At 49.2% G+C, this 13,954-nt stretch carries 13 protein-coding genes and 4 tRNA genes; 15 read left to right on the top strand and 2 right to left on the bottom strand.

The window, feature by feature from the left end; genetic code table 11:
• The first annotated feature begins 69 nt into the window (after positions 1-69).
• Both GCE9029_RS02145 and GCE9029_RS02140 read left to right on the top strand, forming a co-directional pair.
• Positions 70-798, top strand: coding sequence for an SDR family NAD(P)-dependent oxidoreductase (locus tag GCE9029_RS02145; protein WP_062660826.1), 729 nt, complete (start codon positions 70-72; stop codon positions 796-798).
• 2 nt (positions 799-800) lie between these two features.
• The gene (locus tag GCE9029_RS02140; RefSeq protein ID WP_062660825.1) at positions 801-1,649 is read left to right on the top strand and encodes an amidohydrolase family protein; all 849 of its coding nucleotides are present in this window, start codon (positions 801-803) and stop codon (positions 1,647-1,649) included.
• 72 nt (positions 1,650-1,721) lie between these two features.
• Here GCE9029_RS02140 and GCE9029_RS02135 read toward each other — a convergent pair whose 3' ends face one another.
• Both GCE9029_RS02135 and GCE9029_RS02130 read right to left on the bottom strand, forming a co-directional pair.
• Positions 1,722-2,897, bottom strand: a complete 1,176-nt coding sequence (locus GCE9029_RS02135; protein WP_002541964.1) for a mandelate racemase/muconate lactonizing enzyme family protein — start codon at positions 2,895-2,897, stop codon at positions 1,722-1,724.
• 33 nt (positions 2,898-2,930) lie between these two features.
• Positions 2,931-3,698 (bottom strand): class II aldolase/adducin family protein, encoded by a 768-nt coding sequence (locus tag GCE9029_RS02130; protein WP_062660824.1) that lies wholly within the window; start codon positions 3,696-3,698, stop codon positions 2,931-2,933.
• A 756-nt stretch (positions 3,699-4,454) separates the two neighbouring features.
• Here GCE9029_RS02130 and GCE9029_RS02125 point away from each other — a divergent pair.
• From GCE9029_RS02125 to gloA, 13 genes are all read left to right on the top strand, one after another.
• A tRNA-Asn gene (locus tag GCE9029_RS02125) sits at positions 4,455-4,530 on the top strand.
• 145 nt (positions 4,531-4,675) lie between these two features.
• Positions 4,676-4,751, top strand: a tRNA-Asn gene (locus GCE9029_RS02120).
• Positions 4,752-4,895: 144 nt separating this feature from the next.
• Positions 4,896-4,971: transfer RNA gene (locus tag GCE9029_RS02115), tRNA-Asn, on the top strand.
• Positions 4,972-5,113: 142 nt separating this feature from the next.
• Positions 5,114-5,189 (top strand) — tRNA-Asn (locus tag GCE9029_RS02110).
• 225 nt (positions 5,190-5,414) lie between these two features.
• The gene (gene rsxA, locus GCE9029_RS02105; protein WP_002541126.1) at positions 5,415-5,996 is read left to right on the top strand and encodes an electron transport complex subunit RsxA; all 582 of its coding nucleotides are present in this window, start codon (positions 5,415-5,417) and stop codon (positions 5,994-5,996) included.
• Complete coding sequence (gene rsxB, locus GCE9029_RS02100; protein WP_046302845.1) at positions 5,996-6,580, top strand: electron transport complex subunit RsxB; 585 nt, start codon at positions 5,996-5,998, stop codon at positions 6,578-6,580. Before rsxA ends, rsxB begins: the two co-directional genes overlap by 1 nt.
• The gene (rsxC, locus tag GCE9029_RS02095) at positions 6,577-9,138 is read left to right on the top strand and encodes an electron transport complex subunit RsxC (RefSeq protein WP_062660823.1); all 2,562 of its coding nucleotides are present in this window, start codon (positions 6,577-6,579) and stop codon (positions 9,136-9,138) included. Before rsxB ends, rsxC begins: the two co-directional genes overlap by 4 nt.
• A 2-nt stretch (positions 9,139-9,140) precedes the next feature.
• Positions 9,141-10,202 carry an electron transport complex subunit RsxD gene (gene rsxD, locus GCE9029_RS02090; protein ID WP_062660822.1) on the top strand — a complete coding sequence of 354 codons (1,062 nt, stop codon included), beginning with the start codon at positions 9,141-9,143 and terminating at the stop codon, positions 10,200-10,202.
• Positions 10,199-10,831 carry an electron transport complex subunit RsxG gene (rsxG, locus tag GCE9029_RS02085; protein ID WP_062660821.1) on the top strand — a complete coding sequence of 211 codons (633 nt, stop codon included), beginning with the start codon at positions 10,199-10,201 and terminating at the stop codon, positions 10,829-10,831. Before rsxD ends, rsxG begins: the two co-directional genes overlap by 4 nt.
• Positions 10,828-11,520: an electron transport complex subunit E gene (locus tag GCE9029_RS02080; protein WP_002541120.1), complete on the top strand. Its 693-nt coding sequence runs from the start codon at positions 10,828-10,830 to the stop codon at positions 11,518-11,520. The genes rsxG and GCE9029_RS02080 overlap by 4 nt, the downstream gene beginning before the upstream one ends.
• Positions 11,521-11,545: 25 nt before the next feature.
• Complete coding sequence (gene nth, locus GCE9029_RS02075; protein ID WP_002541119.1) at positions 11,546-12,187, top strand: endonuclease III; 642 nt, start codon at positions 11,546-11,548, stop codon at positions 12,185-12,187.
• A 320-nt stretch (positions 12,188-12,507) separates the two neighbouring features.
• Positions 12,508-13,422 carry a LysR substrate-binding domain-containing protein gene (locus tag GCE9029_RS02070; RefSeq protein ID WP_062660820.1) on the top strand — a complete coding sequence of 305 codons (915 nt, stop codon included), beginning with the start codon at positions 12,508-12,510 and terminating at the stop codon, positions 13,420-13,422.
• A gap of 91 nt (positions 13,423-13,513) precedes the next feature.
• Positions 13,514-13,930, top strand: coding sequence for a lactoylglutathione lyase (gloA, locus tag GCE9029_RS02065; RefSeq protein ID WP_062660819.1), 417 nt, complete (start codon positions 13,514-13,516; stop codon positions 13,928-13,930).
• Positions 13,931-13,954: the final 24 nt, after the last annotated feature.

Raw genomic sequence — 13,954 nt, 5'->3', positions numbered from 1 at the left:
CACACCGAAGATCTCTTCCATACTAAAGAGGTCGGCACAGCCCACCAACATGAATATCTGAGGAAAATGATGAAAAAAGTAGCGGTAGTAACCGGTGGCTCAGCAGGGATCGGTCTCGCGGTCGTCGATGGATTTATTGCCGAGGGATACACCGTTTACTCGCTGGATATTCAGCAAGGCCCTCGCGGAAACTGGGTGGATTGCAATGTGACGGACTCAGCCGCTGTCAATTCCGCTGTTAATCAGGTCATTTCAAGCGAAGGTCAGATTGATGCTCTGGTGTGTAACGCCGGTGTCCATTTCAGCTCAAACATTGAAAACACCAGTGAAGAAGATTTCGATCGTGTCATGAGCATCAATGTCAAAGGCGCTTACTACGCGATTCGCGCTTGCCTACCAACCATGAAAGCGGCGAAATATGGCAGCATCGTGCTGCTTGGTTCAGACCAATGCACCATCGCTAAAGGCAATTCCTTTGCTTATAACCTGAGTAAGCACGCGATTGCGTCGATGGCAAAAACCACTGCGCTCGATTATGCCCAGTTCAACATCCGCGCCAACGCCGTATGTGCAGGCACCACAGAGACCCCGCTGTATCATAAAGCGATTGATGCCTACTGCGAGCGTTCAGGTGCAGATAAAGAAGTCGTCCATAAAGAAGAAGGTAATTTGCAACCACTGGGACGCATCGCTCAACCTGAAGAAGTGGCTAACATGGTCGTTTTCCTAGCCAGCGAAAAAGCGAGTTTTATCACGGGCAGCCTTCATGCTGTTGATGGCGGCTACACGGCACAGTAACCATGAAGTTTATCGATCCTCACCTGCATTTATTCGATCGCCAGAAAGGTAAATACGGTTGGCTACAAACTGGCAATCCCCCCTTCTGGCAGGATAAAGCCGTTATACAAAGGGACTTTTCTGAAGCAGACTTGCAGGTTTCTGCACCCGCAGAACTCGCGGGCTTTGTGCACGTTGAAGCAGGGTTCGATAACGAAGCCCCCTGGCGAGAAATCGAATGGCTCGAAAGCATCTGCCAATTGCCATTCAGAAGTATTGCCTGCGCTAACCTGACTCTCTCTTCCGAAGCCTTCAGTGAGCAGGTGGCACGCTTAAAAACGCTGAGCTCTGTGGTGGGGGTTCGACATATTCTGGATGACGACGCGGTAACCTTGCTAAGCAATCAGCAGGTAAAACGGAATCTCGCACATCTTGAAAAGGAAGGCGTGATCTTCGAAGCACAATTTGATGCCAACGACGACAGAGCGGTTGCAGCATTTCTCGATGTCATTGGTCACTTGCCTTCTCTCAATGTTGTGCTTAACCACGCTGGTTTTCCACCGCCAGCAAACTCTTCGGGCTGGAAGAAGAATATTGAGAAGCTTTCTGGTTTGAATAACCTTTGGGTGAAGGCCTCAGGTTGGGAAATGACGGACAGACACTTTCCGGTTAATGCCATTGCACAAACCATCGAAACTTTAATTGCCGCATTTGGACATGACCGAGTCATGCTGGCGAGCAATTTCCCTCTGACACTTTTTAGAACGTCTTACAAAGAGCTTTGGCAAGACTATCTCTCACTCGACTTTCCAAGGGAAGCTCTCCAGAAGGTCATATACCAAAACGCCTCCACGTTTTATCGTTTCTGTTGACCGTTATCTGAACGACAGAGAAAAAACAACCCGCTCAAAGGCGGGTTGTTTCGTCAGTATCCCATCGAGCGATTACTTAATCTCAATACGTGGTGAGCGCATGACCACTTCATCGTTCAACTCAATGCCGATACCCGGCTCCTCCGACACCTCAAAGAAACCATTCACCGGCTGAGGATCCTGAATACACAGTTCGCGGTTCCAGGATTTAATCGCATAAGTGTGGTGTTCATGGATCAGGAAGTTAGGAATGGCCGTTTCCAGATGCAATGAAGCCGCAGTCGCCACAGGGCCACCACAAACGTGCGCCTGAATGCGAACATCGAAGATATCTGCGTAATCACAGACCTTCTTTGTTTCCGTAAAGCCGCCACACAGGCCGATATCCGGCTGTAGAACATCAACACTTTGATCTTCCAAATATGGTCGCACACCCCAACGGTTGTACAAACGCTCACCACCGGCAATTGGCACATTGACGCGATCTGCCACTTTCTTATGTAGGGAATGGTTGAGGTAGTTCACCGGCTCTTCGTAATACATGCAGTCGAACTCTTCAGCGATCTCACCCAGCTGAATCGCCGTTGTTGCACCCGGCAAGCTGTGGCATTCAAAAATGATGTCCACTTCGTCGCCTACCGCTTCTCGAATGGCTTTCATACGCGCGCGGTACAATTTCATTTCTGCGCGGGAAATGATTTTCGTGCGCTCGTAGTAAGTGTTGCCATCTTTGTCGTACATGATTGGGTCAACTTTGACCGCATCATAACCTTCTGCAATCGCTTTAAGCGCCGCTTCTGCATACTCTTCCGGTTGCGACAGCGCTTTGAACTCTTTGTCCCAATCAAACTGAAGCTGAGAAGCATAGGTACGCAGCTTGTCATTTACCTTGCCACCCAGAAGTTGGTATACAGGAAGGCCAAGTGCCTTTCCTTTAATGTCCCAAAGCGCCGTATCAATCGCACTCATCGCAGCATAGACGACAGGACCACCACCTAATCCCCAGAAACTCTCTCGCAGCATGCGTGACCACAGCATTTCGGTCTGGAATGGGTCATGGCCAATTAAGAATGCTTCGGCCATTTCTTTAATCATGTTTGCGGCTGCGCTGTGCCCCAAATCGTAAGCAAGACCCGCCTCACCGACACCACTGATCCCTTCATCAGTGTGAATACGCACAAATACCGGGTTCCAAGGAGGTCTTTCCGGGCAATGAATATCGAAAACTTCGACTGACGTGACTTTCATCCATGTACTCCAAATCGTCTTTTTATTTTGTCTTTATTCCATAAAGCTTGGGTCAATGCGCCAAGCTTTTCGAAGAAGTGATGGCCAAGCAAGTTGCCCGCCTGTCGCACCAGAATGAACAACATTTGCCTGAGCAAAAATATTGTCCTGAATAAGCTGAGGCACAGAAACGGCTTCTTTGCCTGCTGCCTGCAACATTAACTGAACTTCGCAAGCGCGCTGCATATCGTAGAAACGCATAAAGGCGTCACCCACGGTTGGGCCTAAGGTTAAGCCACCATGGTTAACCAGTAACATATGATTGGTGTTACCAAGATCTTCCTGTAATCGCTTACGCTCATCTGCATTCACCGCAAGCCCTTCGTAGCCGTGATAAGAAAGCGAAGGCAATGAAAACATCGAATACTGGCTAAGCGGCAATAAACCTTCTTTTTGGCTCGCGACTGCAATGGTTTCATTGGTATGCAGATGGATCACACAGTGTGCATCCGAACGTACTTCATGGATGGCACTGTGAATGGTGAAACCAGCAGGGTTAATCGTAAAGGGGGTGTCATCGAGGATATTTCCATCCAAATCGACTTTTACTAGGTTCGACGCGGTGACTTCGTCAAACGCTACACCAAAGGCATTCACCAGATAAGTATCGGTATCAGGTATGCGCAAAGAGAGATGCGTATAGATAAGGTCGTCCCAACCCATATGGGCGACGAGACGATAACATGCGGCAAGATCTACACGACGTTGCCATTCAATCTCACTAATTTTTCCTTTTAGGTCCAGTTTAGGTAGCGCTTCCACAATTTATTCCTTTTTTGCTCGTTCCCTGCCCTTTCAGCTTGTCTTATTTGTCTTCAACAGGCAAATAAGAGGCAAGATTGTGCGTACTGAGGAAGAAAATAAAGAACCTACTTAGTGTGTACAACTTAAAATTATCACTTTATCAAGATCAACTGGGCAAAATTTACTCAATCACTTTGTATTTAAAGCTTTTTACGCCGCGTCGTTTAATTTTACTTCACTATGGAATACTCAATAATGAGATCTAATGGGGATAAAGGTGTTGATTAACATACTTATCCACAGAATTTGTGGGTAACCCTCGCGAGCACAAACCAGAAAAGTGTTCCAAAATGTCAAACCCTTTTTCCCATATTCACCAGTAAATCGACTGATCGCACACGAAAAGCACTTATGAGAGCTATATCACACTATCAATTTGCCGGATCTCGTTGCCATCTTACGCACTTGAGCCAGTAGGCAGACACATCCGACTCCAGTGTTGTTTAAGTTTTGTTCAATCTAAGTAAAGCCTTTATCCGAAGCGCAATGACATAAGCAAATACATCGCCTGTTAGAGGTGTAGTGAAGACGGCTGAAAATTTTTAAATAGACAGAGATCCAAGCCTTTACTTGCAACATACAAAGCCCACAGAACAAAAAATCAGCCAATCTTGATCGCACATTAAGCAGATGATTTAAATTCCTCAAAATGTGCGTTTTCGGTGGTTGACAGCCCACAGGGCGATAGCTAAGATTCGCCCCGCTTTGAGCAATTCCCCCTTAGTTCAGTCGGTAGAACGGCGGACTGTTAATCCGTATGTCGCAAGTTCAAGTCTTGCAGGGGGAGCCACTTTTTAGGTGATTTGTTTCCGAACGAGTCATCGGTTTGTCGAGGTATCGCTTCGCGATTTGTCGCAAGCCTAGGCGGCCCCGTTAAGTCTTACAGGGGAGCCACTTTCGATGCATCGCCACGGCGGTGAATCACAAAAATCTGTTCCCCCTTAGTTCAGTCGGTAGAACGGCGGACTGTTAATCCGTATGTCGCAAGTTCAAGTCTTGCAGGGGGAGCCACTTTTTAGGTGATTGGTTTTCGAACGAGTCATCGGTTTGTCGAAGTATCGCTTCGCGATTTGTCGCAAGCCTAGGCGGCCCCGTTAAGTCTTACAGGGGAGCCACTTTCGATGCATCGCCATGGCGGTGAATCACAAAATCTGTTCCCCCTTAGTTCAGTCGGTAGAACGGCGGACTGTTAATCCGTATGTCGCTGGTTCAAGTCCAGCAGGGGGAGCCACTTTTCATTAACTTGTTTAAGAACGAGTTAGCCGTCAGGATTGTCGCTTCGCGATATGTCGCTGACCTAGGCGGCCCCGTTGCAAGTCCATCAGGGAAGCCACACTAGATACATCGCTACGGCGGTGAATCACAAAATCTGTTCCCCCTTAGTTCAGTCGGTAGAACGGCGGACTGTTAATCCGTATGTCGCAAGTTCAAGTCTTGCAGGGGGAGCCACTTTCTAAAACCCAGCCTAGCGCTGGGTTTTTTTGTATTTGTTTTGTGGATATGACGCACAGGAATTGTTACTAGCTATTATCTGGACTGTAAGCAATCGCCCAGATCCGGGCAAAGTTTGTCCGCTGTAGCAATTTTGATGAAAAACCCTTTCTCCTATCTGTTGTTATAGGCGCTTCAAAGGCCGATAATACAAAGATCTCTTTAAAATTTTCGAAGAATGGCATGACTGAGTATTTATTGCTTCTTGTCGGCACCGTCCTAGTAAACAACTTTGTGCTGGTTAAGTTCCTTGGCCTGTGCCCATTTATGGGCGTGTCCAAAAAACTTGAAACCGCTATTGGGATGGGGCTTGCGACCACGTTCGTACTGACACTCGCATCAGTGAGTGCTTACCTGGTCGAGACTTATATTTTGGCTCCATTGGGCCTTGAATACCTGCGAACACTGAGTTTTATCTTAGTGATTGCGGTCGTCGTGCAATTCACTGAAATGGTCGTGCATAAAACCAGCCCAACGCTTTACCGTCTGCTGGGTATCTTCCTGCCGCTAATCACAACAAACTGCGCCGTGTTGGGTGTCGCACTGCTGAATATCAATGAGCGCCACAACTTTATCGAATCCATTATTTATGGCTTTGGCGCTGCTGCTGGCTTCTCCCTCGTATTGATTTTGTTTGCGGCGATGCGCGAGCGTATTGCCGCGGCTGACGTTCCTCAGCCATTCCGCGGTGCGTCGATTGCTATGATCACTGCTGGACTGATGTCATTGGCATTTATGGGCTTTACAGGGTTGGTGAAACTGTAATGACTGGAATTTTGATTGCGATTATTGCTATCGCTGTCCTCGCAGCTGTGTTCGGTATCTTGCTGGGCTTTGCTTCTGTGCGTTTTAAAGTCGAAGCGGATCCGATCGTCGATCAGATTGACTCCATCCTTCCGCAAACACAGTGCGGACAATGTGGTTACCCCGGGTGTCGTCCTTATGCAGAAGCCATTGCCAATGGTGATGCCATAAATAAATGCCCTCCAGGTGGTCAGCCGACTATTGAGAAGCTTGCTGACCTTATGGGGGTGGAAGCCACAGAATCTGCACACGATGAAGAAAAGAGCGTAAAAAAAGTCGCCTTCATTCACGAAGACGACTGTATTGGCTGTACCAAATGTATTCAGGCTTGTCCGGTGGATGCCATCATTGGCAGCACCAAAGCCATGCACACCATTATCAAAGATGAATGCACCGGATGTGACCTCTGTGTCGCACCTTGCCCGACTGACTGTATTGAAATGATCCCTGTTCAAACCACGCCTGAAACCTGGAAATGGCAACTTGACCAAATTCCGGTTGTTCAACTTTCTGTTGATGAAGATAAAGGGGTCAAGCAAGCATGATCACCCTAATCGAAGAGATCAACCAGGGACATGTCTGGGATTTTCACGGTGGTATTCACCCACCAGAAAACAAACGCCAGTCGAGCGAAACTTCCATCTTGCCTGCCGATATCCCAAATGAAATTGTGTTGCCAACCAAACAGCACATTGGCACAGCAGGCCAACTGTTGGTCAATGTTGGTGATAAGGTACTGAAAGGGCAACCTCTTACCAAGTCAGACGTTCTGCAATGCTGTCCGGTTCATGCACCAACTTCCGGTGAAGTGGTTGCCATTGAGCCGCGTACCATCGCACACGCATCTGGCCTTACCGATAGCTGCATTGTGATCAAGCCAGATTTCGAAGACATCTGGGGCGAGAAAAACGCACTGCCTGATTTCCGCGAAGTCTCTGACGAGGCGTTGATCGATCATGTCCGCATGATGGGTATCGCGGGCATGGGTGGCGCAGGTTTCCCAGCAGCCCGCAAGCTACAAACGGGTCATGCACGCACAGAAATTCTGATCATCAACGGTGCTGAATGTGAGCCTTACATCACCGCTGATGACCGTTTGATGCAAGAACGCGCAGATGAAATTGTTCAGGGTATTGAGATCCTTCAACATATCGTGAGCCCGAAACTCACCGTCATGGCGCTGGAAGACAACAAACCAGAAGCGATTGACGCCCTGAAATTGGCGATACAGGGTAAACCTGACATTGTCGTTCAGGTAGTTCCGACCAAATACCCGTCTGGTGGTGAAAAGCAGCTCATCAAACTCATCACCGGTAAGGAAGTACCTGCAAAATCCATCCCTGCCGCAATCGGCGTGATGATGCAAAACGTCGGTACAGTCTTCGCCATTAAACGCGCTGTCATTGATGGCGAGCCGCTGATTGAACGTGTCGTCACCCTGACAGGTACCACGTTGAAAGAACAACGCAACCGTTGGGCGCTACTTGGCACGCCTGTCAGTTTCTTGCTTGATAAGCACGGCTATGAAGCGGACAAAAAAGTAGAACGCGTAATAATTGGCGGCCCGATGATGGGCTACACCATTCCGCACCCTAATGTGCCCGTCACCAAGGTCACTAACTGTGTGTTAGTGCCTTCACGTCGTGAAATTGCGCCGTCAGATGGCGAGATGGCCTGCATCCGATGCAGCGCCTGTGCAGAAGCCTGTCCTGCTTCGCTGCTGCCACAACAACTTCAGTGGTACGCCAAAGATCAGGATTACGACAAGTGCGAAGAGTATAACCTGTTCGATTGTATCGAATGTGGTGCTTGTGCCTTCGTCTGCCCAAGTGAAATTCCACTGGTGCAATACTATCGTCAGGCTAAATCTGAAATCCGCGCGCGCGATGCGGAGCAGCAAGCCGCCGAGCGCGCTAAAGAGCGTTTCGAAGCCAAAAAAGCGCGTATGGAGCGTGACAAAAAAGCGCGTGAAGAGCGCCACAAGCAAGCCGCGGAAAACCGTCGTAAAGCGATGGCGAAATCCGGCGATGGTGATGCGATTGCTGCTGCCATTGCACGTGTGAAAGCCAAATCAGGAAATGAATCAGCAGCTACGGCAATGAAGCCAGCTGTGGCTGCTGCTATTGCCAAAGCAAAAGCCAAACAGGCAGAGGCTGCCGCACAAGGTCAGGCAGAGCCAGACAACAGTGAAATGGCGAAGCTGCGCGAAGAGCGCAAGCGTCAGGCGCGTGAACGTAAAGCACAAAAGGCGTCGGAATCCGAAACTGTAAACGCAGCAGACGATAAGAAAGACGCTGTTGCGGCAGCGATAGCCCGCGCTAAAGCACGTAAAGCGGCTCAGCAAAGCGAGTCTGAACCCGCTTCTAAAAGCGCCGCTGTAGAAGATCCGAAGAAAGCCGCAGTTGCTGCTGCCATTGCCCGAGCCAAAGCACGTAAAGAAACGCAACAGGCTGAAGCAGGAACACCTGCTGCTGAATCAGCATCAGCAGAAAAAGCACCTGTTGAAGACGATCCCAAGAAAGCCGCTGTCGCTGCTGCTATCGCCCGTGCAAAAGCACGCAAAGTCGCACAACAGGTAGACGCTGAAGCACCTACTGTTGAAGCTGCGCCGGTAGAAGAAGCTCCCGCTGAAAACGATCCCAAGAAAGCCGCTGTCGCTGCTGCTATCGCCCGTGCAAAAGCACGCAAAGCCGCACAACAGGCGGAAGCTGAAGCGCCTGCTGTTGATGCTGATCCGGTAGAAGAAGTTCCCGTTGAGGAAGATCCCAAGAAAGCAGCGGTTGCTGCTGCCATTGCCCGTGCAAAAGCACGCAAAGCAGCACAACAGGCGGAAGCTGAAACGACTGCTTCTGAGGCTGCTCCAGTAGAAGAAACTCCCGCTGAAGACGATCCGAAGAAAGCCGCAGTTGCTGCTGCCATTGCGCGCGCTAAAGCACGCAAGGCCGCACAACAGGCAGAGGCGGAAGCACTCTCAGATGAGCCAGCACCTTCGGAAGACACTCCCGTTGAAGAAGATCCCAAGAAAGCAGCGGTCGCTGCTGCCATTGCGCGCGCAAAAGCGAGAAAGGCAGCGCAAATGAAGAATAAGAACGAGGAAGAGTAATCGTGGCCTTTTTTATCGCCAGTAGCCCACATAGCCATAGTCGCAAGAGCACCAGCGACATCATGATGACAGTGATACTGTGTACTTTGCCCGGCATCGCTGCGCTTTGTTACTTTTTCGGTTGGGGTGTTTTACTGCAGGTAGTCATGGCAGCACTGACTGCGGTGGCTGCAGAGGCAGCTGTTTTAGCTCTTCGCGGCCGCCCTTTTAAACGCTATCTTAAAGACCACTCTGCCCTGCTGACGGGTGTGCTTCTGGGTATCGCCATTCCACCGTTCGCACCATGGTGGATTGTGATTATCGGTATACTCTTCGCCATCGTCATTGCTAAACATCTCTATGGTGGGCTGGGTCAAAACCTGTTTAACCCTGCCATGGTCGCTTATGTCGTCCTGCTGATTTCCTTCCCGGTTCAAATGACCACCTGGCTGCCACCAACTGAATTGTTGGTTCAGCCACTTGGCTTTACTGACAGCTTCGCCGCTATCTTTACTGGCCTCACCACTGATGGCTTTAGCGTGAACCAACTGCGTATTGCCGTGGATGGTTCAACAATGGCGACGCCGTTGGATACCATTAAGACCTCTTTGCTGGCCGGTGAAACCGTCTCTGAGGCGGTTGAGAAGTCAGTATTTGGCAGTTTTGCAGGTATCGGTTGGGGCTGGGTGAATGTCGCCTTCCTTGCTGGCGGTCTTATTCTGCTGAAGAAGAAGATTATCCAGTGGCAAATCCCTGTTGCAATGCTGGCATCTCTTTTTGTGTTCAGCTTGGTAGGTTATGCCATCAGCCCAGATGGCGTGGCTTCGCCATTGATGCACCTGTTCTCCGGTGCCACCATGTTGGGTGCGTTCTTCATTGCCACTGACCCAGTTTCTGCTTCAACCACTACGCGAGGCCGACTGATCTTTGGTGCAATGATCGGCGCGTTGGTTTATTTGATCCGTACCTTTGGCGGCTTCCCAGATGGCGTAGCGTTTGCCGTGCTTATCGCAAACATGTGCGTACCCCTGATTGACTACTACACCAAACCAACCACTTACGGTTACAGGAAGGAAAGCAAATGATCCGCGCGATGCGAAATAATGGCGCAATCCTAGCGCTGGCGGCACTGCTTTCAACGGGCTTAGTCGCCGTCACCAATACACTGACGAAAGACACTATCGCAGAGCAGCAACGTATCCAGCTTTTAAGGGTGCTAAATCAAGTAATCCCAGAAGACATGCATGACAATGCGTTGGCGAAAACCTGTACTTTGGTGACCAGCCCAAACCTTGGTACCAATGAACCAGTGCCAATCTACATTGCCACCAAAAACGGTGAGCCGACAGCCATGGCAGTTGAAGCCATTGCACCGGACGGTTATAACGGCGCCATCAAAGTCTTGGTTGGCGTCGATACCAATAACACTGTGCTCGGTGTTCGCGTGCTGAGCCACAACGAAACCCCGGGTCTTGGCGATAAAATCGATCTGAATGTCTCTGATTGGGTGCTGTCTTTCAATGGTAAAAATATTGAAAGTGAAGACGATAAGCGTTGGGCGGTTTACAAAGATGGCGGTCAGTTTGACCAGTTCACCGGTGCCACCATCACACCGCGTGCCGTCGTTAGCGCCGCGAGAAATGCTGCTTGGTATGCCTTGCAGAACAAAGACACTATTGTCCGCCAACCTCTGAATTGTGGAGCTGCATCATGAGCCAGAATAAAGAGTTAATGACAAACGGAATGTGGGCCAATAACCCTGCGCTGGTGCAGCTTCTGGGTCTTTGTCCCCTGCTTGCAGTTTCCGCGACTGTAACCAACGCATTAGGGCTTGGCATCGCAACGCTGCTGGTTCTGGTGGGCTCGAACCTGACCGTTTCACTGGTGCGCGAATATGTACCAAAAGAAGTGCGTATTCCCATCTTCGTTATGATCATCGCGTCACTGGTAACCTGTGTTCAGCTACTGATGAACGCCTATGCATTCGGCCTTTATCAGTCACTGGGTATCTTTATTCCACTGATCGTGACCAACTGCATCATCATCGGCCGCGCAGAGGCGTTCGCCTCCAAGAATACGCCATTACCTTCGGTGTTGGATGGCTTCTGGATGGGCATGGGCATGACTGCGGCTCTGGTCGTATTGGGTGCTATTCGCGAAGTACTGGGCAATGGTACTTTGTTTGACGGTGCTGACCGACTGCTTGGTGATTGGGCTGCGGGACTTCGTATAGAAGTGTTCCAGTTTGATAGCCCATTCCTATTGGCGATGCTGCCGCCGGGTGCTTTCCTGGCTGTAGGTTTCCTCATCGCTATAAAGAACGTGATTGACGAAAAACAAGCGAAGAAACAACCAAAAGAGAAAGCCGTGATCGAACGCGTTCGAATCACGTCCACAGATTAAAAGTTAAGCATTCAATGGATGAGCAATGAATAACGAAAAACGTGTTCAGATACTGGAGCGATTAAGAGCAGAAAACCCTCACCCGGAAACTGAACTGAACTGGAGCACACCGTTTGAGTTGCTGATTGCGGTATTGCTCTCGGCGCAGGCAACGGATGTAAGCGTGAACAAGGCGACGGATAAACTCTATCCGGTGGCTAATACGCCGCAGGCGTTGTTAGACCTTGGGGTTGATGGCGTAAAGGAATACATCAAAACCATTGGCCTGTTTAATTCCAAGGCAGAAAATGTCATCAAGACCTGTCGCATCATCGTTGAACAACACGGTGGTGAAGTGCCTGAAAACCGCGAAGCACTGGAAGCTCTGCCAGGCGTGGGAAGAAAGACAGCCAATGTGGTTCTCAACACGGCCTTTGGTTGGCCAACCATTGCGGTAGACACTCATATTTTTCGCGTATCAAACCGCACCAAGTTTGCGATGGGGAAAAACGTCGATCAGGTAGAAGAAAAGCTACTGAAAGTCGTGCCAAAGGAATTCAAGGTCGATGTTCACCATTGGCTTATTCTACACGGCCGCTACACTTGTGTGGCTCGCAAACCGCGTTGTGGCAGTTGTATTATTGAAGACCTCTGCGAATTCAAAGAAAAGATTTACCCAGATGAATAAAAAGAAGGCTGCCATTGGCAGCCTTCTTTATAAATATTTCTGATAGTTTTGATTGCTACCATGACCGCATTGCGGATCATGGATTCCAATATCTTTCTTCAAGTGGCAGTTCATTCCGTCGCTCTTAATCACGACTTTACGTTCCCTAAAATCACTTCCTAACCCAATTATTTTAAGCATTTTTTCTATAATCATATTTCTAGCCCTCTTTGCTGACGGTCGCATCATTCGTTCTCTGTTGTTATGGTTTAATGTCATTTTGTTAGTATTTTGTACTCAACACGAACGATGAAATCTGACACCAGATATAAGCTGAACTTATGGACAAGCAACTTCGCTATCTCAGTGCACTCCGTTACTTTGAAGCTGCCGCGAGACTGAAAAGCTACAGCGCAGCAGCAAAAGAGTTGAATGTGACCCAGGCAGCCGTCAGCCAACAACTGAGGGGGCTGGAAGATAACCTGGGCTGTAAGCTGTTTTTCAGAAATGGACGGGAAATGCAGCTCACCGATAAAGGCCATCAACTGCTTGCCCCAATTACCGAAGGGTTTGAAAAGATCATCGTCGGTTTAAACCGTATTCAGACTGAACCTCTGGAAGGCGTGTTGACCGTCACCGTCCCGCCCTCATTCGCATCTCTGTGGTTAATGCCAAGACTATGGCGATTCACGTTGGAAAACCCCACCATCACGATTCGCATACATAGCGATATAAAACGGGTGGCGATCCTACACAGCGATATTGATCTCGCAATCCGGCAGGGCAAAATCACAGAGAATGACACAGCAGGCAGCATTCGTTGCGAACATCTTTACCAAGAGGAAGTTTACCCGCTTTGCTCCGCCGAACTTGCCCGTTCTATACAGTTTGATTCTCCGGAAAAGCTCAAACGGTGTTGGTTGATACATGGCGTGAATTCTAAAGAGATAGTTTGGTCAAAGTGGTTTGAAAAAGCCGGTGTGAAGTTCGACAACAGCGCGCTGAGATGGATGGAAGTACCTACATTCGATATGGCGCTCAATGCAGTAATTGCAGGTCACGGTGTATGTCTGGGAACAGAAAGTTTGTCGAAAGCGCTTATCGATCAAGGTCTTCTGGTCAAACCTTTTGATATTGGGCTCACGCCCGGCATGCAGTTTAGTTTGTTGTATGACGGCGCATCTTCAAGGCTTCCGCGCATTGAAGCATTTCGAAACTGGCTCTTCCGTGAGTTGGAACAGTCACAATATCGCTGAAACCTTCGAAGGATCTGTTTACTTAAGGCTCTTGGGGTTACGAAAATTTTGTTGGTAAACTGGGCGCGACAATACAATTAAGGAGAATGTCATGAGCACTGGTCGTATTCTACATACCATGATCCGCGTTGGCGATTTGGATCGTTCAATTGCCTTCTATACCGACGTGATGGGTATGCAGCTTTTGCGTAAAAGCGAAAATGAGCAGTACGAGTACACACTGGCTTTTGTTGGCTACGGTGATGAATCACAGGGCGCAGTGATTGAGCTGACCTATAACTGGGGCACGTCTGAGTATGAGCACGGCTCTGCTTTTGGCCACATTGCAATTGGTGTAGACGATATCTACGCGACTTGTGACAAACTGCGTGAAGCGGGCGCAAACATCACCCGTGAGCCAGGTCCTGTAAAAGGCGGCACCACTGAGATCGCATTTGTTGAAGACCCAGACGGCTACAAAATCGAGCTTATTCAAAACAAGAACGCATCTGCGGGTTTAGGTAACTAATTGATCGAGGTCCGCGCCAGACTA

The organism is Grimontia celer (genome assembly GCF_900055185.1).
Lineage (GTDB): Bacteria > Pseudomonadota > Gammaproteobacteria > Enterobacterales > Vibrionaceae > Enterovibrio > Enterovibrio celer.
The sequence above is the reverse complement of the archived record's forward strand: the minus strand, read 5'-3'. Positions and strand labels throughout refer to the sequence as shown.